Raw genomic sequence first — 20,765 nt, 5'->3', positions numbered from 1 at the left:
AGATCAGCGAATTACTGCCGCATAATTGGCAGCCGTAGGCAACGTGGGTTTGCCGAACGGTTACTTTCGGGTGACCATTCTTTGTAATATTCTTTCGTGCAATAGGCCTTGGCACCATCAATAGAGCGGCGTTTTTCAAGCTAGTTGTCGCCTCAGATTGATTTATGCCGCCTTGTTTTCTTCGCCGACTGCCTCTGGCTTTTCTGGGTTTAGATAAACGTCTTTTATCGGTTCCCAGTTTCTAATATGACCACTCCAACGCAATGGATTCTCTGACCGAGCTCGTTCGTACACCTGTTTCCGGTAAGCCAGTATTTGGGCGTCTTCTCCTGCATGGCGCTGGACAGGCGTAACAAACTTAATGGCGCTATGCCGATGCTCGTTGTTATACCATTGGACAAAGCCGTGTACCCAAACCCGCGCGGCGTGTAAGCCTGCAAACGGGTGTTCAGGATAGCTGGGGCGATATTTCAAGGTGCGAAACAGGGATTCAGAATACGGATTGTCATTGCTCACCGATGGCCGACTGAACGACGGTATGATCCCCAGCTGCTGCAATGTTGCGAGCATTGTCGCCCCTTTCATTGGACTGCCATTGTCAGAGTGAAGTGTGACTTGGTGACGTTGGATGCCTTCTCGCTGACAGATATCGGTCATTAATTCCGCCGCCAAGAGGCTGCGCTCCTCGTCATGCACCTGCCAGCCAACGATTTTTCGGCTGTAAATGTCCATAACGACATACAGGTATAAAAACACGCCTCGAACCCGCGTGGGCAGATAGGTAATGTCCCAAGTGTAAATTTGATTAGCGCCGGTCGCCGTTAGGGCTCTGGGCTTTTTAATGGCGTTTGCCTGCTTGGATTTCTGGCGGTGGTGAAGTTGCTTCTCATCCTTCAGGATACGGTATAACGTCGATTCAGAACCGATATAGCGGCCTTCATCGGCCAGCGTGGGGACAATCTGGCTAGGTGCCAAGTCAGCATACGCCGGCTCGTTCACCAGTTTGATAATACGCTGTCGCTCCAGTGTCGACAGCTTATTCGCAGGCGAGTGCAGCGTATCTTGTCGGCTGTCGCCGACATTGTCGCGCCGATCCCAGCGCTGATAGGTCTTGGCGCTAATGCCAATAACCTCACACGCCACTGTCTGCCTAGCGCCCGTCGCGCGTGCCTCATCAATCAAGCTCACAATACTGTCTCGCACCGCGCTCACTGTGAGTCGTCCTCGCTGCTTCCCCAAATCGCTTGGGCTTTTTTTTGGAGCACTAACAAGGCTGCGGTTTCAGCCAAGGCCCTATCTTTACGGTTAAGCTCTTTCTTTAAGACCGTGTTTTCATGCTTAAGCTTTTTGGTTTCAGACGGCGCAATCGCTTTGGCCTTGGCGCCACCGACAAAATCCTGAGTCCATTGCTTGATGTGGTGGGGATAAATGCCCTGTTCACGACATAGGGCATTAACGGCTTCATCATCCAAAGGGCCGCAGGCAATAATCAGCTTAAGCTTTTCTTCCAAGCTCCAATCTTGTGGTCTTTTCTCTTTTGACATAAGGCGTAAGCTTGGGCTCTCGGTAGCGGTGAAGGATTCAAATTCTTGGACTCGGGATTGTACCATCCACCGGTTAAGTGTGGAGTGACCAACCCCCAGCGAATCAGCCACCTCCTTTAACGTTGTATCGCCACTGCGACTGAAGGCCTTCTTCACTGTTTGAGCTTTGAACGATTGGGTAAATCTTGCTTTCATAAATTACTGCCTCTAACTGAAAATTAGAGGCGACAACTAGCCTGACACAGGGGGTTCATGATCAAACCTCCACACTCAAATTTGATTTTGGGCTGAACTGCTTAGCTCTGTCTGCCAAAGCTATACTATGGGCTTGCGTGACAACATTCTTACTAAACTCCGCCAAATAACTAATACCGCGAATTGCTTCGGCTTGCATCTCATTTTCAGACCCGTCCGCAATTGAGCGGAGCGCACATACGACACTATCTAAAATCAAGTTTGCATCATCGAGTAATTCAGGCCAATTCGAGTCAGAACCAACTTGATAATTTCCAGAAAGGTTTAACAATGATTTTTTGTTACTATTCGCAATAGCCATAGATCACCTCCAAACAGGTGGTTTGTGTTTAGGAGGATGACGGTGTGGCCACACCTTCATCCTCTGCTTTCCTGAAAGGCACAACATTTTCAGTCTGGTGAACTCCTAGAACCAAACTTTCCAAATAACGCCCCCAAGCTTCTAAAGCTGACGTCTTCTCTGCCAGCATGTCATATTGATCATAAACCTGCCCTGTAACTCCTTTTTCGGCATGGCTCAATATTCGCGCACAAACATGTTGCGGTATTGACAACCGCCGCATAAAAGTAGTCACAGTTCGTCTCAAATCGTGGAATTGCCAACTCTCGAGAAATAGCACCTCCCCGCCGTCGTCTCGCTCAGCAAGAATTACCTTAATGCGATTATCTAGGTTGCGCTTCGCTTTACTGAAGCCCGAAGGCGGAGTATCGCCGGTAGTAGTGAATACTAGGGTTCTATTTCTGACAGGAAGCCGCGGAGCGGCATTTATGATGTCTTTAGCGAGCTTTGTTAATGGTACAACATGCCCCCGACTCGCCTTATTTTCACGTTGAGTCCACAAACCAGCACTTATATCTAAATCCGCCCAGCGCATTCCCGCTATCTCTTGCTTTCGTTGACCAGTTAGAAGCATCAATCGTATTACATCAGCAAATGGGGAATTCAGCTCGCCAGCAGCCGCCCAAACCAAACGGATCTCATCTTCCGTAAGCACACGGTCACGTGGTTTCTCCTTTTTAAGGGGCGGCTTCACACGATCAGTAGGCAATGACTGACCATCCCTGATAACATCCTTTTCAGCACACCAATTAAAAAACTTCTTCAAATAGGCCAACATCCTATTGGCCTGCACTAAAGCACCGCGATCAGCAATACCATCCAAAACGGCGAGCACATCCTTACGTGCCAGCTCAGTAACTTTACGCGACTCCCAGCCAACAAGATCAGCAGACTCCAGCGCCAGTTGATAAGCCTTTTGCGTGTTTGGCTTTAAATTACGGCGAACGTACTGCTTGAGGAATCGCTCGCGAACAGCCATAAATGTGTTGTCGCCATCCCCCCTAAACTCTTCCCACGGGGGGAATCCCGCCCGCGCCCGATGGCGCGCGGACTCTACAATTAAGCGAGCGCGCTCCAATGAAACACCATCTTCGGATCCTGCCAAATAGTTCCCGAGCTTTTGGCGCTCGGTCTTACCTTGATGATTTTTTACAATGCCATACCAGACCATAACGCCCGAAAAGCTCACATTCACAGTAAGCCCCGGCATATTGGTATCACGATAAACCACGCGCCCATCGCTTGGAGCCTTGATTCGGCGCAACCCCGCATCACTTGAGAACACATTTTTTTTAGTCATTTGGCCTGCTTCGTGTAACCGTCCGTGTAACTTTACACGAAATACTTAGCGTTATCTAGTTACACTCTGATATGTATAAATTGTTGTTTTTATTATATATTTTATAAATATAGCGTATTGCGATATATTTAGTTATATCTGGATATGTCTATTTAAAATGACTGTTAATCATTGGGTCGCTGGTTCGAGCCCAGCAGGCGGAGCCAAATTTAAAAGGGCTTATGTGCAAACATAAGCCCTTTTTTATTGCGCGAAATTCCTTAACTTGTCTCGCCAGCCAAACCGCACCTCACAAAGACTGCGCTATACTCCCTGTGAAAATTGATTTTCTCTAATTAATTACGAGACTTTTATTGATGCTCGCTGTAAAAGCACAACCATTCACCCTTTTCCTCAGCTGCTGCGCATTACTCTGCAGCGGCGCCCTGCACGCCCAATCAAAAGACTTTAGCAACGCTCACAAGAAAATAGAGCGCGCCATTGAAAGTGCGGCGAGCAAAACGCCCGTTGACGCAATGTGGATTCGCCACAACACCTTGCTTATCGCCGTTAACAAAGAGAAAACCAGCACCAAGAGTTATGCCAAGGGAGTTTGTCAGTTTTTAGCTGAGAACGGCTTTGCAGCGCAACACACAACCGTGGTCATTGCCGACCAGGCCCTGCTGCGCAAACGTAATCAAGTGCAACAACTTGCCGAGCAGCGCTGCGACTAAATCGCCTTAAATATTTGGCCCAGCCGCACTAGAACGGCCATACCAAGGGCACAATCAGAATAGTCGCCACCCCGACCAATATCGTCAGCGGGATACCGATTTTAAAAAAATCACTAAAGCGATAATCACCAGGGCCGTAGACCATAAGATTGGTTTGATAGCCAATGGGGGTCGCAAAGCTCGCTGACGCCGCCATCATCAAAGTGACCGCAAAGGGCAATAAACTCACATCAAGCTGCTGACTTGCCGCCAATGCAATTGGGAAAACAATCACCGCCGCCGCCAAATTTGAAATTACTGCCGAGAACAAGGTTGTCACCACGAAGATTGCAACCAAGGTCGCCATCGGCGAGCCCGCCGCCAAGCCAACGATTTGACCAGCAATCACCGACGCAGCACCTGTCGACTCTAGGGAGCTACCCAAGGCAATGGAAGCAGCAATGACCAATAATATCTGCCAATCAACACAGCGCTGTGCGTCGGCCGCACGAATACAACGCGTAGCGATCATCAAACCAGCGGCGAGAAAAGCCGCCTTAAGCATCGACAACCAGCCCGCTGCTACCACAACAACCATGGCAACCATAATAATACCGGCGCGAAAACGGTGCTCATGACGCACAGGTCGCGAATTTTCAATTTCACTCACCAGCAGAAAGTCCCGCGAATAACGCTGGTTCGGAACAAAATCCTCATAAGCCTCAAGCAACAGAGTATCGCCTGGCTCTAATTCAACATCACCTATTCGACCTTTTAATTGCTCACCATTGCGAGAGATTGCGATAATCGCGGCGCCGTAATTGTTCCGGAATTTCATGTCGCGAACCATACGCCCCAAACTTGGAAAGTTCGGCGATATCACCACCTCGGCCAAGCAGCGCGACAAATTATTCGAACCTAATTTAAATGCTTGATCCTCGGCTAAACGCAGACCGTGAAAGTTTTTTAAGTCGACTACTGAGCGCACGTCTCCAGCAAAAATTAAGCGGTCGCCCGCCATCAGTATTTCTTTAGGAGAGACGACTGTCATTAAACGCTCGTCGCGCACAATCTCAATAAGGAACATAGCGGGCAACTGCCGCAAGCCCGCCTCTTCAATCGACTGGCCGATCATTGGGCTAGTATCTTCCACCATCATCTCAACAATATACTGCCGAGTATCGCCAAAGCGCTCCGCCTTGCCTCGATTAGATGGGAGCAGACGCCGACTGCTTAAAATCGTAAAGCCAATGACCAAGACCACACAAGGCAGACCTACCCAAGCCAAATCAAACATGCCCAGCGCTTGCTCGGGCGCAGCATGCAGCAGCATTCCATTGACCACCAAATTAGTGCTCGTGCCAATTAAGGTACAGGTACCACCCACAATAGCCGCATAACTCAGCGGTATCATCAATTGAGAAACCGGCAAATTATTGCGCTTAGCCCAGTCCCGCACGGCGGGAATCATCATCGCCACAACAGGCGTATTATTGAGAATGCTACTAAAGGTCGCCACTGGTGCCATCAAACGAAACTGTGCAACCCGCGCCGATTTTGGCCTACCCAACATGCTGTGAGAAATCCAGCTCACCACACCAGTTTCAGACAGCGCTTGAGCGACAATAAACAGCACGCCAACGGTAACCATGCCCTCGTTAGACATGCCGGCTAGCGCCTCTTTGGGCGACAATACGCCTAACAGCAACAAAACAACTACGCCGCCGCACAAAATCATATCCGGCGGTCTACGGCTAAAAATCAAAGCCAATAAGCAGCCAGCAATAACAGCTAGGGCAATCCACGCATCAACGGTAAACATCATTAAATTACATGTTTCCGTAGAATTGCTGGAAGCGGTCAATAAAATTAGCGAGGCTGGTCATTGGCAAGTCGTTAATGCCCGCAGCAGCCGCTCGGCCACCACCAGTGGCAAACTGGCGGCAAAATTCATCAGCGCCACGCTTGTTATTTAAGGGCGCGCGGATACTGACCAAGTAATTGCCATCTTGCTTCTCAGTGAGCACCGCGTGTGCACGACCTGGACTATCGTTTGCTAGGTCGTTGCTATACACGCCACTCACCCGCCGCGCCCAGCGCTCGTCTGGCAGAATAAATACTGCTGTAGCGTTGTCGCTGTGGGCGGCTGGCAGCTCACTGGCCGCGCGCATATCATTCTTATAGCCTTCTTCAAGCTGCGAAAAAGTGTCTTTCGCTTCTGCCATAAAAGCACGCGGACTGGCGAAGGGAGCAATACTTCGGTAAAGCGCCTCGGGATCAAAGTGCAGATCTTCGATACTGGCGCCATAGCCGTTGTAATTAAGGTAGATCCCCAAGCTCTCAAGCTTTTCTAATTCTGTTGCACTGAGATTAAGGGGTTTGGCCACAGCTAGCGCGCTATTGCGCAAATTATCACCAAAGGCACCAACCACCGCCCACTCCGCAAACTGGCCTTTTAAAATACCGTTTACTAGCAAACTGGTGCAGACATCCGACGCGGTATTAATATGTGCAGTTAAATTAGGGTGCTGGGGAATGTCGCCAGCAAAATGATGATCGACATACGTTACCTCGGCGCCAGCCGCTAACGCGACTTCCAAACCAACACGGTTTTTATCCAGAGACACATCCAGCACAGTGAGCTGATCGCCCTCAGCTGCGGTCACTTGATTTAATAAATTAATATCGCGCTTTACGCCGGTAACCAGACGACTCGCTACAGGCTTAGCATTGCGCAATTGCACCAACGAACACAGACCATCGGCATCGCCATTAAACACATCAATATAATTCACATTAATTTCCTTATCGTTAAAACGGCTACTTACCCGAGCTTATGTCGCTCAATAGCCCAATGATTGATTAATAATTTTTAGGGCCGCCACAGGATCTGCGCTTCGTGTAACGGGGCGACCAATTACCAAATAGTTACTCCCCATAGTCATGGCCTCTAGTGGTGTAGCTACCCGCTGCTGATCACCAAGATCGCTACCCGCAGGGCGTATACCTGGCGTGACCAGCAAAAAGTCATCTGAACTCTGAGCCCGCAGTATTGGGGTTTCCTGCGCAGAGCACACCACGCCGTCTAAACCACAATCAGCGGTCAACGCCGCGAGCCGCGCCACTTGGCGCTGCGCATCACCGGCCACACCAATGGCGGCTAAATCGTCGCTGTGCATTGAGGTTAAAACCGTAACGGCGATTAAAAGTGGCGCATCTTTGCCATAGGGCAACAAGGCATTTTTAGCGGCAGACATCATTTTAGCGCCACCGCTGGCATGCACATTCACCATCCACACCCCAAGTTCAGCGGCGGCAGCCACGGCAGCGGCGGTGGTATTGGGAATATCGTGAAATTTTAAATCGAGAAAAACCTCAAAGCCGCGCTGATGGAGGCTTTTCACAATCTCTGGGCCATATAGGGTAAAAAGTTCTTTACCCACCTTGAGCCGGCACTGACTAGGATCCAATTGATCGACTAGGGCATCTAGCTCGGCGCGCACCGCAAAATCTAAAGCAATAATAAGGGGGGAAAGTGGTGTAGTTGGCGTCATCGTATTTTCTTAATCACCCTGGGTTCCTCGAATGGGCGTTATGGTACCCCACTGCTCACAGCTGGGACACAGCCAGTGTAATTTTCGCCCCGAAAATCCGCATTGCCAACAGCGATACACTGGCCGTTCAGCGCGCAATTTCAACACAATGTCGTGCATTAACGCCAAGGCTGGGCCTTTTTCCACATCGGACTGGGCAATAACCTTATTTACCAAACCCAAGGTAGGCCGCTGTCGCGTTGCCGCCAGCAGGTATTGCAGTGCTGAAGCAGCGTCGCCCTTCGACTCCATCAACTCTGCTGCTTCAATAATAAAAGCGGAACTTTCAGTGGCTTTCGCAATACGCAATAGCGCATCTAAATAGGCCTCGCGTCCGCCAAAATTATTAAAGGCCTCTCTAAACAGCGGCAGTACTTCTGAGCTGAATGCGGCTTGGCGATCAACCACGGTATGCAATAAATCTAGCGCCAGTTGCGGCTTTTGCTGCTTTAAGGCAATAGTGGCAGACAGCATATAGGCACGCACATTATCGCGGTCAAACTGGCGAGCGCTTTGCAGCGCAATATTGGCGTCTTTGAAACGATGCTCTGCCAATAATTGCTGCGCCTTTTCACAATAAAAATGACTTAGCGCGCACTCTACGCGGCGATCTCGAGGGCCTGCCACAGGGGCCTTTTTCAGCCAACTACGGGGTGGCAATCGGCGTAGCGCCACCGCAATGGCTTGATCCCACTCACGCTCGGTTTGATAGATGTGCTGCAGATGTTCCAAGGCCTCCGCGCGGTATGCGTCGGATTCCTCAACCACATCTTTTAATAAGCGCTCAGCGCGGTCCAATACACCAGCGGAGATATAATCTCGCGCCAATTCTAAGTGAACTTGATGAAGCTTATCTCGCGGTAAACTTGGCCGCGACAGCAAATTTTGGTGGATACGAATCGCACCATCAACCTCACCTTTGCTGCGCATTAAATTACCTAGCGCCAAATGGGTGGGCAAGGTTTCTAAATTGACAGGCAGATCATTAATCACCGTCATCACAGCGGCATCAGGCTGCTCGCTGAGCAAGTAATTAAGGCCTTTATAATAAGAGCTACTGGTGTCTGCGTCTTTGTTGTCTGCACGCGGACGAAAGCAATAGCCGGCTAGCCAGCCTGCACACACCGCGACTAAAAAAAACACAAATTGCAGAAAGGCGTTGTTCATTTAAACTCAAACACCTGAACCACGACTCTCCATTACCGCCTTGCTCGGCTTGGCAGCCAACTGGCGACGTAGACTTAAACGGGATGCTTGTAAACGCAGTATGGCAAGCGACGCAGCCAATAGCCCGCATACACCGCCACAGAAAAAAGCGAGAATAATCCAAGTAGACAAGCGCTGCGCCGGCAGCTCCGCGATCAAAATATTAAGCGGCACAAGCACATCGTTTTCTAAGGTAAAGAGTAGGCCCAAGCCCAGTACCACGAGCAATAACACAAGTACCAATATTGAACTGATTAGACGCATTAAGTTTTATCCACACAAAAAAAAACGATATAGCCAAAGACCATACCGTTTCTTAAAAAATAACGCTAGCAGATACCGCCCCTAAGAGCCTGATTGAATACTCAGATTCACCCGTTCGCGCAATTCTTTACCAGGTTTGAAATGAGGAACATATTTACCAGGAAGCTCCACCGTATCACCAGTTTTAGGATTTCTCCCCATGCGGGGCTCCCGATAATGCAGTGAAAAGCTGCCAAAACCGCGTATTTCAATGCGATCGCCCGTCGCCAATACCTGAGACATATGCTCAATCATGGTCTTCACCGCCAGCTCAATGTCCTTGTGAGACAGCTGGGGCTGGTGCTCTGCGATCAGCTCTATTAACTCGGATTTGGTCATTGCTTGTTCCCGTTGCTACCAACATTCAAGCCTAGCTTAGCATTTTTTTGCATATAAGCCAGATAGTTACGCACACTTATCAAGATAAGTGTGCGTTAACCAGACCTTAGTCTTTGTTTTCCATCTGCGCTTTGATCAAGTCACCGATGGTTGCAGGTGCTGCAGCCGTTTCGGGTTCTTTCTCACGCAGTGACTTAACGGCTTCTTTCTCGTCGTCAACATCCTTGGCTTTAATAGACAAGGTCATTGCGCGGTTCTTGCGGTCAACACTGATAATTTTAACTTCTACGGTCTCGCCTACTTTCAGAACGTTACGCGCGTCTTCAACTTTATCACGGCTGATTTCTGAAGCTTTCAGTACGCCTTCCACTTCTTCGCTCAACACGATGATAGCGGCTTTAGCGTCTACTTCTTTAACAACACCATTTACAATGGCGCCTTTGTCATTTTCAGCAACATAGTTAGAGAACGGGTCGTCTTCAAGCTGCTTAATGCCCAAAGAAATACGCTCGCGCTCTGGATCGATAGACAGAATTACCGTCTCGATCTCGTCGCCTTTCTTGAACTTACGCACGGCTTCTTCGCCAGTTTCGTTCCAAGAAATGTCTGACAAGTGAACCAGACCGTCGATGTTGCCGTCTAGACCGATGAAGATACCGAAGTCAGTGATCGACTTGATAGCGCCCTTGATCTTGTCGCCTTTAGTGAACTGGCCACCGAAAGCATCCCATGGGTTCTGCTGGCACTGTTTGATACCAAGAGAAATACGACGACGCTCTTCGTCGATATCCAAGATCATCACTTCTACTTCGTCGCCAACATTAACCACTTTAGAAGGGTGAATGTTTTTGTTGGTCCAATCCATTTCTGAAACGTGAACCAAACCTTCAACGCCTTCTTCGATTTCAGCGAAGCAGCCGTAGTCAGTCAGATTAGTAACCTTGGCTTTAACGCGTGAATTCTCTGGGTAACGGCCTTTGATAGCCACCCATGGATCTTCGCCAAGCTGCTTCAGACCCAATGAAACGCGGTTGCGCTCACGGTCGAACTTAAGAATACGAACGTCAATTTCGTCGCCAACATTCACGATCTCGCTTGGGTGCTTAATACGCTTCCAAGCCATATCGGTGATGTGCAACAGGCCGTCAATACCGCCCAAATCTACGAATGCGCCGTAGTCGGTCAAGTTCTTAACGATGCCTTTAACAACCATACCTTCTTGCAGAGATTCGAGCAGCGCTTCGCGCTCTTCGCTGTTTACGCTCTCAAGAACGGCGCGACGAGAAACAACAACGTTGTTGCGCTTCTGGTCCAGTTTAATGACTTTGAATTCGAGTTCTTTGCCTTCGAGGTGCGCAGTATCGCGAACCGGACGAACGTCAACCAGTGAACCGGGCAGGAAGGCGCGGATGCTGTTGATGTCGACAGTAAAACCACCTTTAACCTTGCCATTGATGATACCGATAACGGTTTCTTCAGCTTCATAGGCTGCTTCAAGAGTAGTCCATGCTTCAGCGCGCTTGGCTTTTTCACGTGATAGTTTAGTTTCACCAAAGCCGTCTTCTACAGACTCCAGAGCAACCTGAACTTCATCACCAATCGCCAGATTGAACTCGCCGCTTTCGCTTAGGAACTGCTCGCGAGGAATAACACCCTCAGATTTCAGTCCAGCGTGAACGGTAACCCAATCACTGTCGATATCAATAACAACGCCGGTCACGATTGAACCGGGTTTCATATCAATGGTTTTTAAACTTTCTTCAAATAGATCAGCAAAGCTCTCGCTCATTAGTCATTACCTGAGTATTAATAGTGGCAACGCCACCGTATCGCCGTGTATCCAGCTTACACGGGTCAATTCATATTGCCCCAAAACAACGCCAGCTGGTATTTGCGCTGTTTGCGACGGTTTTTAGCCGACTTTTACAAGCCAAGCAGACGAATCTTGGCTTCTGCCAACACCCGTTCGAACACTTCATCTATACCTAAACCGCTGCTATCAAGCTGTATCGCGTCAGCTGCGGGCTTTAAGGGAGCCAGTTCGCGCTCAGAATCTCGCTTATCTCGAGCCTGAATCTCCCCTAAAAGGGTCGCGAGATTAACATCATCGCCCTTTGATTTCAACTGCTTGTAGCGCCGCTGCGCGCGTTCCTCGGCGCTGGCGGTTAAAAATATCTTGAGGGGCGCGTCGGTAAACACCACGGTACCCATGTCGCGACCGTCGGCCACCAAGCCCGGTGCCTGCGCAAAATCCCGCTGACGCTGCAATAAAGCGCTGCGCACCGCGCCCAAAACCGCCACTTTCGAAGCTAATAAACCGGTTTTTTCGGTGCGCAGCTCGCCGCTCACGTCGTCGCCTTCCAGCAAAACTGAGGTAGGCTCGCCTGATTCACCAGGAACAAATTGCACATCTAAATTTTTCGCCAACTCTGCCACGGCCAGCTCATCGTCCAGCGCTACGCCGTGGCGATCGGCAGCCATACCCGTCAAACGGTACAAGGCGCCGCTGTCTAATAAGTGCCAGCCAAAATGGCGCGCCAAGGTCTGGCACAAGGTACCTTTACCTGAGCCGCTGGGGCCGTCGATGGCGATAACAGGAACCACTAAATCACTCATGAGGCACTCTCAGCGTCCAGCTGTTGAATTTGCATGCCTAAGCCAGCAGCCAATTCAACGAAATTAGGAAAGGAGGTCGCGACATTATCACAGTCCTGTATCCGGATTATGTCAGTTGCGCGCAGCGAGGCCACCGCAAACGACATGGCGATTCGGTGATCGTGATGACTATTCACGGTCGCGCCGCTAATTTGACCGCCCTCAATCACAATACCGTCTTCAGTCGGTACTGCCGAAATACCCATCGCCTGCAGACCATCGGCCATGACTTGAATACGGTCGCTCTCTTTAACCCGCAACTCTTCGGCGCCGGTCAATACCGTGCGGCCTTCCGCACAAGCGGCTGCCACAAACAGCACGGGAAATTCATCAATTGCTAAAGGCACCTGATCTTCAGGAATATTAATACCCTTAAGCTTGGCATGGCGAATACGAATATCAGCCACCGGCTCGCCGCCGACTTCGCGCTCGTTAAAAACGGTGATATCGCCGCCCATAGCGCGAAGAATATTGATCACGCCAACGCGGGTTGGGTTAACACCAACGTGCTCAAGGGTTAAATCGGCATCAGGACAAATACTCGCCGCCACCATAAAGAACGCCGCAGATGAAATATCCGCAGGCACATCTATATGTACCGCCGACAGACGACCGCCGCCCTGCAAGCTGGCGACTGGCCCTGCGACCTGAACATCGTAACCAAAGCCCCGCAACATACGCTCGCTGTGATCTCGCGTTGGCGCCGGCTCAGTGGTACGGGTTTGGCCTTCAGCGTACAAGCCGGCCAGCAGCACACAGGATTTCACCTGAGCACTGGCCATGGGCAGCACATAATCAATACCCTGCAATTTACTGCCGCCGCGCAAGGTTAAAGGCGGACGCCCACCCTCACCGGTTTCAACAACGGCACCCATCAAACGCAGCGGCGCGGCTACCCGTTCCATTGGCCGCTTGCTCAGCGACACATCGCCAGTCATGGTCACATCAAAATTTTGCCCAGCAAGCAAACCCGCCAGCAGGCGCATTGAGGTGCCAGAGTTACCAACATATAAATCGCCAGCAGGCGCTTTTAAACCGTCGCGACCAACACCGTGAATCACTACTCGACCATTTTCAGGGCCGTCGATTTGCACGCCCATTGCCTGAAACGCCTTGAGCGTCGACAGCGCATCTTCGCCTTCAAGAAAACCATCAACCGTGGTGGTGCCATCAGCGATAGCGCCAAGCATAATTGAACGGTGGGAAATAGATTTATCGCCGGGAACACGGGCTGTACCGCGCATCTGACCACCGGGCTGCAATAGGAATTCCACGATTAGAGTCTCTTTAATAAGCTAATTAAGATGAGGGCGATTTCTTTTGCCGACAGAGGTACTGCCCTAGAAAGTGTTCGTCGCGAGCGCGTTTGGCACGATCAAAGGTGGCATAAAGGGTTTCGCCATCGCCGCTGGCAATTGCCGCGCGGACTTTGTCTAAATGGGCACTAAAATCATCTATGCCCTGTAATATCGCGTCTTGATTGGCAAGGGCAATATCGTGCCACATGGTTGGGTCACTGGAAGCAATACGGGTGAAATCACGAAAGCCACCGGCGGCAAACCGAAAAATATCCGCGGCAGAACCATTCTGAGCAAGGGCATCAACTAGGGTATACGCAAGCACATGCGGCAAGTGACTGGTCGCCGCCAGCACCGAATCGTGCTCCGCTACATCCATGCACACCACTTCTGCGCCACAGACTTCCCACATGGCTTGAATCAATACCGTGCTACGCTCAGAGGTTGTTGGCAGTGGCGTTAGGATCACGCGGTGGTCTAAAAACAAATCAACGGTAGCAGCTTCGACGCCGCTCTGCTCAGAGCCAGCTATAGGATGACCCATCACAAAGTTAGCCGGCACCTCACCAAACACCCGCTCGGCGGCGCGCTGCATATTGCCCTTCACACTGGCAACATCGGTCACGATCATAGCGGGGGTTATTAGCGGCGCCAACTCAGCCAGTACGTTTTCGGCAATTAGGGTCGGCGTGGCAATAACCACCACATCGGCATTGGCGACGGCCTCTTTCATATCGAGGGTCCAAGCGTCGATAACCCCCAGCGCCAAACCTTTTTCTAAGGAGGCGGCACGGCGTCCCGTCGCGACTACTTCACCCACCGCGCCCTGCGCTTTTAGCGCCAGCGCCAACGAGCCGCCCATCAGCCCTAGACCGATAATAGCGAGTTTATTAATATAAAACTCAGACACTCAACACCTTTTTCAACGCAGCAAGAAAGCGCTGATTCTCGTGTTCAAGACCAATCGACACCCGCAAATGTCTAGGCATTTGATATACACCGATAGGCCGCACAATCACGCCTTCACGCAACAGCGCTTGGTAAATCGGCATGGCATCACTGCTCAATTCAAAAGCTACAAAATTACCCAACGATGGAATATAGGCTAAACCTAGCGCCTCTAAGCCACGACATATCTGTTGCATGCCGTCGCGATTGACCTGCTGGCTACGCTGCAAATAATCAACGTCGTCCAGCACCGCCACGGCTGCCGCTAAGGCGGGAACACTGACATTAAAAGGCGCACGCACACGGTTTAGTAAGTCGGCGGTTTCAGGGGTGCTTATACCATAGCCAATACGCAAACCGGCTAGGCCATAGGCCTTAGAAAAAGTGCGAGTAACAATCATATTGGGGTAGGTCTTTAAAAAATCGAGGCCATCAGGAAAGTCATCAGCGCCTGCAAATTCAATATACGCTTCATCCAAAACCACCATAACGTGATCTGGTACTTTAGCGAGAAACGCGGTCAATTCATTCTGATTTAAATAATTGCCCGTGGGGTTATTTGGATTAGCAATAAACACCACGCGGGTATCTACTTCGATCGCCGCCGCCATCGCATCAAGGTCATGACCCCAGTTTTTCGCAGGCGTTACAATCGCACGCGCGCCCACCGCTTGCACGGCAATGGGGTACACAATAAAAGCGTGCTGGGAAAACACGGCTGAGCAGTCTGGCCCAAGAAAGGCTCGGGCGATAAGATCAAGCACATCATTAGAGCCATTACCGAGGGTAAACTGCAGCTCGGTTACACCCAGCTTTGCTGCTAATTTTTTCTTAAGCTCAAAACCACTGGCATCTGGGTATAAATGCAACTGCTTTAACGCGCGCTCTGCCGCAACCAAAGCCAGCGGCGACGGGCCTAGCGGATTTTCATTACTGGCCAGTTTGACCACATCACTTAAGCCCAGCTCGCGCTGCAACTCTTCAATCGGTTTGCCTGGCTGGTAAGGCTGTAAACCACGCACACCGGCATTGGCCAGCGCAAATACATCACAACTCACTATTCAGTTACCTTCCGCAGTAGGGCTAGGGGCAAACACATAACTACAGCGCCGCCTTGGGGTAAGAACCCAAGACTTTAAACATAATGGAATGCTGCTCAATGGTATTGAGAATATCGATAATTTTGGGGTCTTCGCGATGCCCTTCAAATTCGATAAAGAACACATAGGTCCAAGTTTCGCTGCGCGAGGGCCGCGTATCAATACGGGTCAGCATCACATCGGCTTTTTGGAATGGCTCAAGCAATTTAAACAAAGCGCCCGGACGATTGCGAGCAGAAACCACCAAGGAGGTTTTATCACGGCCGCTTGGCGAAACATTCTCGCGACCAATAATCAGAAAGCGGGTGGTATTGTCGGGCTGATCTTCGATATTACCCGCCAAACGCTGCAGACCGTATTGGGTTTCGGCCAAATCGCCAGCAATCGCCGCAACGCCCTCTTCCTCTGCCGCCATTCGCGCAGCTTCGCCATTGCTACTCACTGCAGAGCGTTCAACACCTGGAAAATTCGCATCTAACCAGCGCCGACTTTGCGCCAAGGCTTGCTGATGAGCGCAGATCCGTTTGATTTCTTTACCTGCAGTTTTAGCGCTGACCAAAAGATGCAAGCGAATACGCAGCTCGACTTCACCGCAAATTTTCAAAGACGAATTAATAAAGGCGTCTAAGGTATGAGAAACCATGCCCTCGGTAGAATTTTCTACCGGCACCACACCGTAGTGACACTGCCCAGATTCCACCTTGGCAAACACGCCATCAATAGACGCCTGGGGCAGACTGATCACCGCGTGCCCAAAGTGTTTCAAAGCCGCCGCTTGGGTAAAGGTGCCACCAGGGCCGAGATAAGCCACTTCCATCGGCTTTTCCAAAGCCAAGCATGCCGACATAATTTCACGAAAGATAAACGCCACAGTGTCGTCAGCCAGCGGGCCTTTATTCGCCGCCTTCACTCGCTCCAGCACTTGGGCCTCACGCTCGGGGCGATAAAACAATAATTGCTGGGAGCTATTGCTGTCGCCACTAGCTTCAAACTGCTGGGCCGCGGCAAATTCAGCCAACTTAACCTCAGCCACTTGCTGGGCGCAGTGTGCGCGCTTATTCAATAATTGGTGAATCTGGGTATCGATGCTATCGATATCCTGACGCAGCGTATTGAGATCCACTGGCGGTGCTTTACTGTCACTCATAAGCTTAGCTATTCTGCTCGGCAAAGGCTTTCATATAAGAAATTAAGGCATCGATAGCTTCTTCTGGCACCGCGTTGTAAACACTGGCGCGCATGCCGCCCACCGAGCGGTGACCTTTCAAATTCAGCAAACCGGCTTCTTCAGCGCCAGCCAAAAAGGCCTTATCCAAACTGGCATCAGCTAATACAAAAGGAATATTCATCAGCGAGCGACTCGCCACTTCCACGGGGTTGCTGTAAAAACCGCTGGCATCAATATAGCCGTACAGCTTCTCGGCTTTGCGACGGTTAATCACTTCCATCGCTGCAAGGCCGCCCTGCGCCTTTAGCCATTTGAATACCAAACCAGCTAAATACCAGCCCCACGTTGGCGGAGTGTTATACATAGAGTCGTTGTCGGCCGCAGTTTTGTAATCCAACATGGTTGGCGTCATCGCGCTGGCTTTACCCAGCAGATCTTTGCGCACAATAACGATGGTTAAACCTGCGGGGCCAATATTTTTCTGGGCGCCGGCGTAGATCAAACCAAATTTATTCACATCAACCGGACGCGACAGAATAGTTGACGACATATCGGCAACTAAAGGCACCTTGCTTTCTGGTGTCCAGAAAAACTCCAAGCCACCAATTGTTTCATTCGGCGTGTAATGCAAATACGCGGCATCTTCACTTAAATTCCAGCTATCAAAAGCAGGTATGGTGGTAAAGTTAGTGTCTTCTGAGCTCGCCACCACATTAACTTTGGCATAGCGCTTGGCTTCTTTAATGGCCTTTTTAGACCACTCGCCAGTATTCACGTAATCGACAACCTTGCCCTCATCACCCATTAGGTTTAAAGGCACTGCAGAGAACTGGCTGCTCGCGCCGCCCTGCAAGAACAGCACGGCGTAATCGTCGGAGATACCCATTAACTCGCGCAAATCAGCCTCGGCCTCGTTGGCGATTCCCACCATTTCATCTGAGCGGTGACTCATTTCCATCACCGACAAACCGCGCCCTTGCCAATCTAGCATTTGCTCAGCGGCTTCAGTTAATACGGCTTCAGGAATAGAAGCAGGGCCTGCACAAAAATTAAAACGACGTGCCATTTACGTTGCCACTCCAAAAATTAAAAATTGAATAGCAGCGAGGCCCTAGCCCCGCCGCCTTTACTTAGCTTAAAGCGCTTCGATACCGAAGACTTATTCGTCAACGGCAGGCGCGTCATCCCCAGCGTCAGCTTCCGGCTCAGCAGCGATAACATCCGCTTCACTCGCCACAATGGGTTCACCATCTTCATCCACTGGCAGCGCTTCGTCTTCTTCATCTACCCGCTGCACGCCCACCAAGTGCTCGTCTACTTTCAAACGAATAACCCGAACACCTTGGGTGTTACGGCTCAGGATCGACACTTCATCGGTGCGGGTACGCACCAAGGTGCCCTGATCGCTGATCAGCATTAAATCATCGCCTTCAAACACCTGCACCGCACCAACCAGTGGGCCATTGCGCTCGCTCATGGCCATGGCGATAACACCGCGGTTGCCGCGCCCCTTCGCAGGGAAGTCTTCAACCAAAGTACGCTTACCGTAGCCATTTTCAGACACAGTCAGTACGCAGCCGCCCTCTTGGGGAATAATCATGGCGATAGCGCGCTGACCTTCGTCCATCCGAATACCACGCACACCGCGCGCGGTACGGCCCATGGCGCGAACGTCTTGCTCGGCAAAACGCGCCGCTTTTCCGGCGCTGGTCAATAGCAGAATATCGTTCTCGCCATTGGTGATTGCGGTGCCGATTAGCACATCGCCCTCGTCCAGTTCTATTGCGCGCAAACCGACGCTACGCTGGCGTGAAAAGGCCTCTAGCGGGGTCTTTTTAACAGTACCCAAACCGGTGGCCATAAAGATAAAGTAGCCTTCGGTGTATTCATTCACCGGCAGTATCGAGGTAATACGCTCGTCTTCGCCTAGTGGTAATAAATTCACCATTGGCCGACCTCGCGAATTGCGACCCGCGACTGGAATTTGGTAAACCTTTAACCAGTAAACCTTACCGATATTACTGAAACACAAAATGGTGGTATGGGTATTCACCACCAATAAATGCTCAACAAAATCTTCGTCTTTAACCGAGGTTGCCGACTTACCCATGCCGCCACGGCGCTGCGCTTGATAAGCATCCAGCGGCTGTGACTTGGCGTAACCGCCGTTGGAAATAGTCACAACGCGGTCTTCTTCGGGGATTAAGTCTTCGTGATTCAAATCCAAATGCGAAGCAACGATCTCACTGCGACGCTCATCGCCGTAGTCGGCAACAACCTGCTCAAGCTCACCGCGAATAACCGCAATTAACACATCGGGATTAGCCAAAATATTCAGGTATTCGGCAATTTCCAGCAAACGTTCCTGATACTCGCCCAGCAGTTTCTCGTGTTCAAGACCCGTCAGCTTTTGCAGACGCAAATCCAAAATTGCCTGCACCTGCACTGGCGACAAGTAATACTGGCCGTCGCGCATGCCGTACATATCTTCTAAATCGTCTGGACGACAGGCATTTTCGCCAGCGCGCTCCAACATACCAGCCACATCACCGAGCTGCCATGAGCGGGAAATCAAAGCATCCCTAGCTTCTTGAGTAGTTGCCGAGGCTTTAATGGTGGTAATAATTTCATCAATATTGGAAATCGCAATCGCGAGACCTTCCAATACATGACCGCGCTCCCGCGCCTTGCGCAGCAAATACACCGTACGACGAGTAACAACTTCGCGGCGATGGCGAATAAAGTATTCAATAAGCTGTTTTAAATTCAGAATGCGCGGCTGCTTGTCGACTAGCGCAACAATATTTATACCAAACACATTCTGCAGCTGGGTCTGCGCGTAGAGGTTGTTTAAGACCACTTCGCCGCTTTCGCCGCGTTTCATTTCAATAACTACCCGCAAACCGTCTTTATCAGACTCGTCGCGCAGTTCAGAAATGCCTTCTATTTTCTTCTCTTTAACCAGCTCGGCGATTTTTTCAATCAAGCGCGCCTTGTTTACCTGATAAGGCAATTCGTGGACGATAATTGTTTCACGATGCGTTTTTTCATCAATAATCACTTCGGCGCGGGCGCGGATGTAAATACGACCACGACCGGTTTTATACGCCTCGACGATGCCAGCGCGGCCGTTGATGATTGCCGCCGTTGGAAAATCGGGGCCAGGGATATACTCCATCAACTCTTCAACGGTGATATCGGGATTATCCAGGGTTGCCAAGCAACCATTAATCACTTCGGTGAGGTTATGGGGCGGAATATTGGTCGCCATGCCCACCGCAATACCTGAAGAGCCGTTAATCAGCAGCGCAGGGATCTTAGTTGGCATTACTTCTGGAATTTGCTCGGTGCCGTCGTAGTTAGGCACCCAATCCACGGTCTCTTTGTCGAGATCGGCGAGAATTTCATGGGCAATTTTGCGCATGCGAATTTCGGTGTAACGCATGGCCGCCGCATTGTCACCGTCGATCGAACCAAAGTTACCTTGGCCGTCAACCAGCATATAGCGCAGCGAAAAGGGCTGCGCCATGCGAACGATGGTGTCATACACTGCGGAATCGCCGTGGGGATGGTATTTACCAATAACATCACCCACCACACGGGCCGACTTCTTATAGCCCTTATTCCAGTCGTTATTGAGCTCGCTCATGGCGAACAGCACCCGGCGGTGAACCGGTTTCAAACCATCCCGGACGTCGGGCAGTGCCCGACCCACAATAACGCTCATTGCATAATCGAGGTAGGACTGTTTTAACTCATCCTCGATATTGACCGGCAAAATCTCTTTAGCTATATCAGCCATGAACGGGGTAATTCCTTATTATGGATACTCGCTTCGCAGCATTGTCGCTGAGAAATCGGCCGCATCCGGTATTTAAGCCAGTACTGACGCCATCACCGCAAGCGACGCAACAGCTCGAAGCAGAAAATAAAAGCGTAATGATAGCATAATTCCCACGCCCGTAGACAGTTCAAAATCGCCGCAAATCAATATGCTATCGCCACAAATCAGCCCACAGCGCCG

The 20,765-nt window shown here is 50.6% G+C and carries 18 protein-coding genes; 1 reads left to right on the top strand and 17 read right to left on the bottom strand.

Annotation, left to right across the window (positions count from 1 at the left end):
- Nucleotides 1-162: 162 nt before the first annotated feature.
- The 3 genes from P1U47_RS11335 to P1U47_RS11325 all read right to left on the bottom strand — a co-directional run bounded on the left by P1U47_RS11335 (nt 163) and on the right by P1U47_RS11325 (nt 3,439).
- Nucleotides 163-1,739 (bottom strand): IS3 family transposase gene (locus P1U47_RS11335; protein ID WP_301029024.1). Its coding sequence is split into 2 segments (ribosomal slippage): nt 163-1,244 and nt 1,244-1,739, totalling 1,578 coding nucleotides; the frame shifts between segments, so codons are not numbered across the junction.
- A 61-nt stretch (nt 1,740-1,800) separates the two neighbouring features.
- Nucleotides 1,801-2,100, bottom strand: coding sequence for a hypothetical protein (locus P1U47_RS11330; protein WP_301029023.1), 300 nt, complete (start codon nt 2,098-2,100; stop codon nt 1,801-1,803).
- A gap of 28 nt (nt 2,101-2,128) precedes the next feature.
- A complete protein-coding gene (locus P1U47_RS11325; protein ID WP_301029021.1) occupies nt 2,129-3,439 on the bottom strand; it encodes a tyrosine-type recombinase/integrase in 1,311 nt (436 codons plus the stop codon).
- A 356-nt stretch (nt 3,440-3,795) separates the two neighbouring features.
- Between P1U47_RS11325 and P1U47_RS11320 the strand changes: the two genes are divergently transcribed.
- A complete protein-coding gene (locus tag P1U47_RS11320; protein ID WP_301029019.1) occupies nt 3,796-4,152 on the top strand; it encodes a hypothetical protein in 357 nt (118 codons plus the stop codon).
- A 28-nt stretch (nt 4,153-4,180) separates the two neighbouring features.
- Here P1U47_RS11320 and P1U47_RS11315 read toward each other — a convergent pair whose 3' ends face one another.
- The 14 genes from P1U47_RS11315 to gyrA all read right to left on the bottom strand — a co-directional run bounded on the left by P1U47_RS11315 (nt 4,181) and on the right by gyrA (nt 20,543).
- Nucleotides 4,181-5,956 carry an SLC13 family permease gene (locus tag P1U47_RS11315; RefSeq protein WP_301029018.1) on the bottom strand — a complete coding sequence of 592 codons (1,776 nt, stop codon included), beginning with the start codon at nt 5,954-5,956 and terminating at the stop codon, nt 4,181-4,183.
- Nucleotides 5,957-5,960: 4 nt separating this feature from the next.
- A complete protein-coding gene (locus P1U47_RS11310; protein WP_301029017.1) occupies nt 5,961-6,926 on the bottom strand; it encodes a DHH family phosphoesterase in 966 nt (321 codons plus the stop codon).
- 48 nt (nt 6,927-6,974) lie between these two features.
- Nucleotides 6,975-7,685: an orotidine-5'-phosphate decarboxylase gene (gene pyrF, locus P1U47_RS11305; RefSeq protein ID WP_301029016.1), complete on the bottom strand. Its 711-nt coding sequence runs from the start codon at nt 7,683-7,685 to the stop codon at nt 6,975-6,977.
- Nucleotides 7,686-7,694: 9 nt separating this feature from the next.
- Nucleotides 7,695-8,891, bottom strand: coding sequence for a lipopolysaccharide assembly protein LapB (locus tag P1U47_RS11300; RefSeq protein ID WP_301029015.1), 1,197 nt, complete (start codon nt 8,889-8,891; stop codon nt 7,695-7,697).
- Nucleotides 8,892-8,897: 6 nt separating this feature from the next.
- A complete protein-coding gene (locus tag P1U47_RS11295; RefSeq protein ID WP_301029013.1) occupies nt 8,898-9,194 on the bottom strand; it encodes a LapA family protein in 297 nt (98 codons plus the stop codon).
- Between the two features lie 81 nt (nt 9,195-9,275).
- A complete protein-coding gene (gene ihfB / locus P1U47_RS11290) occupies nt 9,276-9,572 on the bottom strand; it encodes an integration host factor subunit beta (protein ID WP_301029012.1) in 297 nt (98 codons plus the stop codon).
- Between the two features lie 106 nt (nt 9,573-9,678).
- Nucleotides 9,679-11,361, bottom strand: a complete 1,683-nt coding sequence (gene rpsA / locus P1U47_RS11285) for a 30S ribosomal protein S1 (protein WP_301029011.1) — start codon at nt 11,359-11,361, stop codon at nt 9,679-9,681.
- A gap of 134 nt (nt 11,362-11,495) precedes the next feature.
- Nucleotides 11,496-12,188, bottom strand: coding sequence for a (d)CMP kinase (cmk, locus tag P1U47_RS11280; protein WP_301029009.1), 693 nt, complete (start codon nt 12,186-12,188; stop codon nt 11,496-11,498).
- Nucleotides 12,185-13,501, bottom strand: a complete 1,317-nt coding sequence (aroA, locus tag P1U47_RS11275) for a 3-phosphoshikimate 1-carboxyvinyltransferase (RefSeq protein WP_301029008.1) — start codon at nt 13,499-13,501, stop codon at nt 12,185-12,187. The genes cmk and aroA overlap by 4 nt, the downstream gene beginning before the upstream one ends.
- A gap of 25 nt (nt 13,502-13,526) precedes the next feature.
- Nucleotides 13,527-14,435: a prephenate dehydrogenase/arogenate dehydrogenase family protein gene (locus tag P1U47_RS11270; protein WP_301029007.1), complete on the bottom strand. Its 909-nt coding sequence runs from the start codon at nt 14,433-14,435 to the stop codon at nt 13,527-13,529.
- Nucleotides 14,428-15,531, bottom strand: a complete 1,104-nt coding sequence (gene hisC / locus P1U47_RS11265) for a histidinol-phosphate transaminase (protein ID WP_301029005.1) — start codon at nt 15,529-15,531, stop codon at nt 14,428-14,430. The genes P1U47_RS11270 and hisC overlap by 8 nt, the downstream gene beginning before the upstream one ends.
- A 43-nt stretch (nt 15,532-15,574) precedes the next feature.
- Entirely contained in the window at nt 15,575-16,720 is a 1,146-nt protein-coding gene (pheA, locus tag P1U47_RS11260) for a prephenate dehydratase (RefSeq protein WP_301029004.1), read from the bottom strand.
- 4 nt (nt 16,721-16,724) lie between these two features.
- Complete coding sequence (serC, locus tag P1U47_RS11255; RefSeq protein ID WP_301029002.1) at nt 16,725-17,807, bottom strand: 3-phosphoserine/phosphohydroxythreonine transaminase; 1,083 nt, start codon at nt 17,805-17,807, stop codon at nt 16,725-16,727.
- 93 nt (nt 17,808-17,900) lie between these two features.
- A complete protein-coding gene (gyrA, locus tag P1U47_RS11250; protein WP_301029000.1) occupies nt 17,901-20,543 on the bottom strand; it encodes a DNA gyrase subunit A in 2,643 nt (880 codons plus the stop codon).
- Between the last annotated feature and the right edge of the window lie 222 nt (nt 20,544-20,765).

It is taken from the genome of Zhongshania sp. (assembly GCF_029212375.1).
Classification (GTDB): domain Bacteria; phylum Pseudomonadota; class Gammaproteobacteria; order Pseudomonadales; family Spongiibacteraceae; genus Spongiibacter.
The sequence above is the reverse complement of the archived record's forward strand: the minus strand, read 5'-3'. Positions and strand labels throughout refer to the sequence as shown.

Excerpts from the sequence above, each read along its gene's own strand:
- P1U47_RS11315 (WP_301029018.1), bottom strand. The coding sequence starts at position 5,956 with ATGATGTTTACCGTTGATGCGTGGATTGCCCTAGCTGTTATTGCTGGC.
- rpsA (WP_301029011.1), bottom strand. The coding sequence starts at position 11,361 with ATGAGCGAGAGCTTTGCTGATCTATTTGAAGAAAGTTTAAAAACCATT.
- P1U47_RS11330 (WP_301029023.1), bottom strand. The coding sequence starts at position 2,100 with ATGGCTATTGCGAATAGTAACAAAAAATCATTGTTAAACCTTTCTGGA.
- pyrF (WP_301029016.1), bottom strand. The coding sequence starts at position 7,685 with ATGACGCCAACTACACCACTTTCCCCCCTTATTATTGCTTTAGATTTT.
- ihfB (WP_301029012.1), bottom strand. The coding sequence starts at position 9,572 with ATGACCAAATCCGAGTTAATAGAGCTGATCGCAGAGCACCAGCCCCAG.
- serC (WP_301029002.1), bottom strand. The coding sequence starts at position 17,807 with ATGGCACGTCGTTTTAATTTTTGTGCAGGCCCTGCTTCTATTCCTGAA.
- P1U47_RS11325 (WP_301029021.1), bottom strand. The coding sequence starts at position 3,439 with ATGACTAAAAAAAATGTGTTCTCAAGTGATGCGGGGTTGCGCCGAATC.
- pheA (WP_301029004.1), bottom strand. The coding sequence starts at position 16,720 with ATGAGTGACAGTAAAGCACCGCCAGTGGATCTCAATACGCTGCGTCAG.
- cmk (WP_301029009.1), bottom strand. The coding sequence starts at position 12,188 with ATGAGTGATTTAGTGGTTCCTGTTATCGCCATCGACGGCCCCAGCGGC.
- P1U47_RS11295 (WP_301029013.1), bottom strand. The coding sequence starts at position 9,194 with ATGCGTCTAATCAGTTCAATATTGGTACTTGTGTTATTGCTCGTGGTA.
- P1U47_RS11320 (WP_301029019.1), top strand. The coding sequence starts at position 3,796 with ATGCTCGCTGTAAAAGCACAACCATTCACCCTTTTCCTCAGCTGCTGC.
- P1U47_RS11300 (WP_301029015.1), bottom strand. The coding sequence starts at position 8,891 with ATGAACAACGCCTTTCTGCAATTTGTGTTTTTTTTAGTCGCGGTGTGT.
- gyrA (WP_301029000.1), bottom strand. The coding sequence starts at position 20,543 with ATGGCTGATATAGCTAAAGAGATTTTGCCGGTCAATATCGAGGATGAG.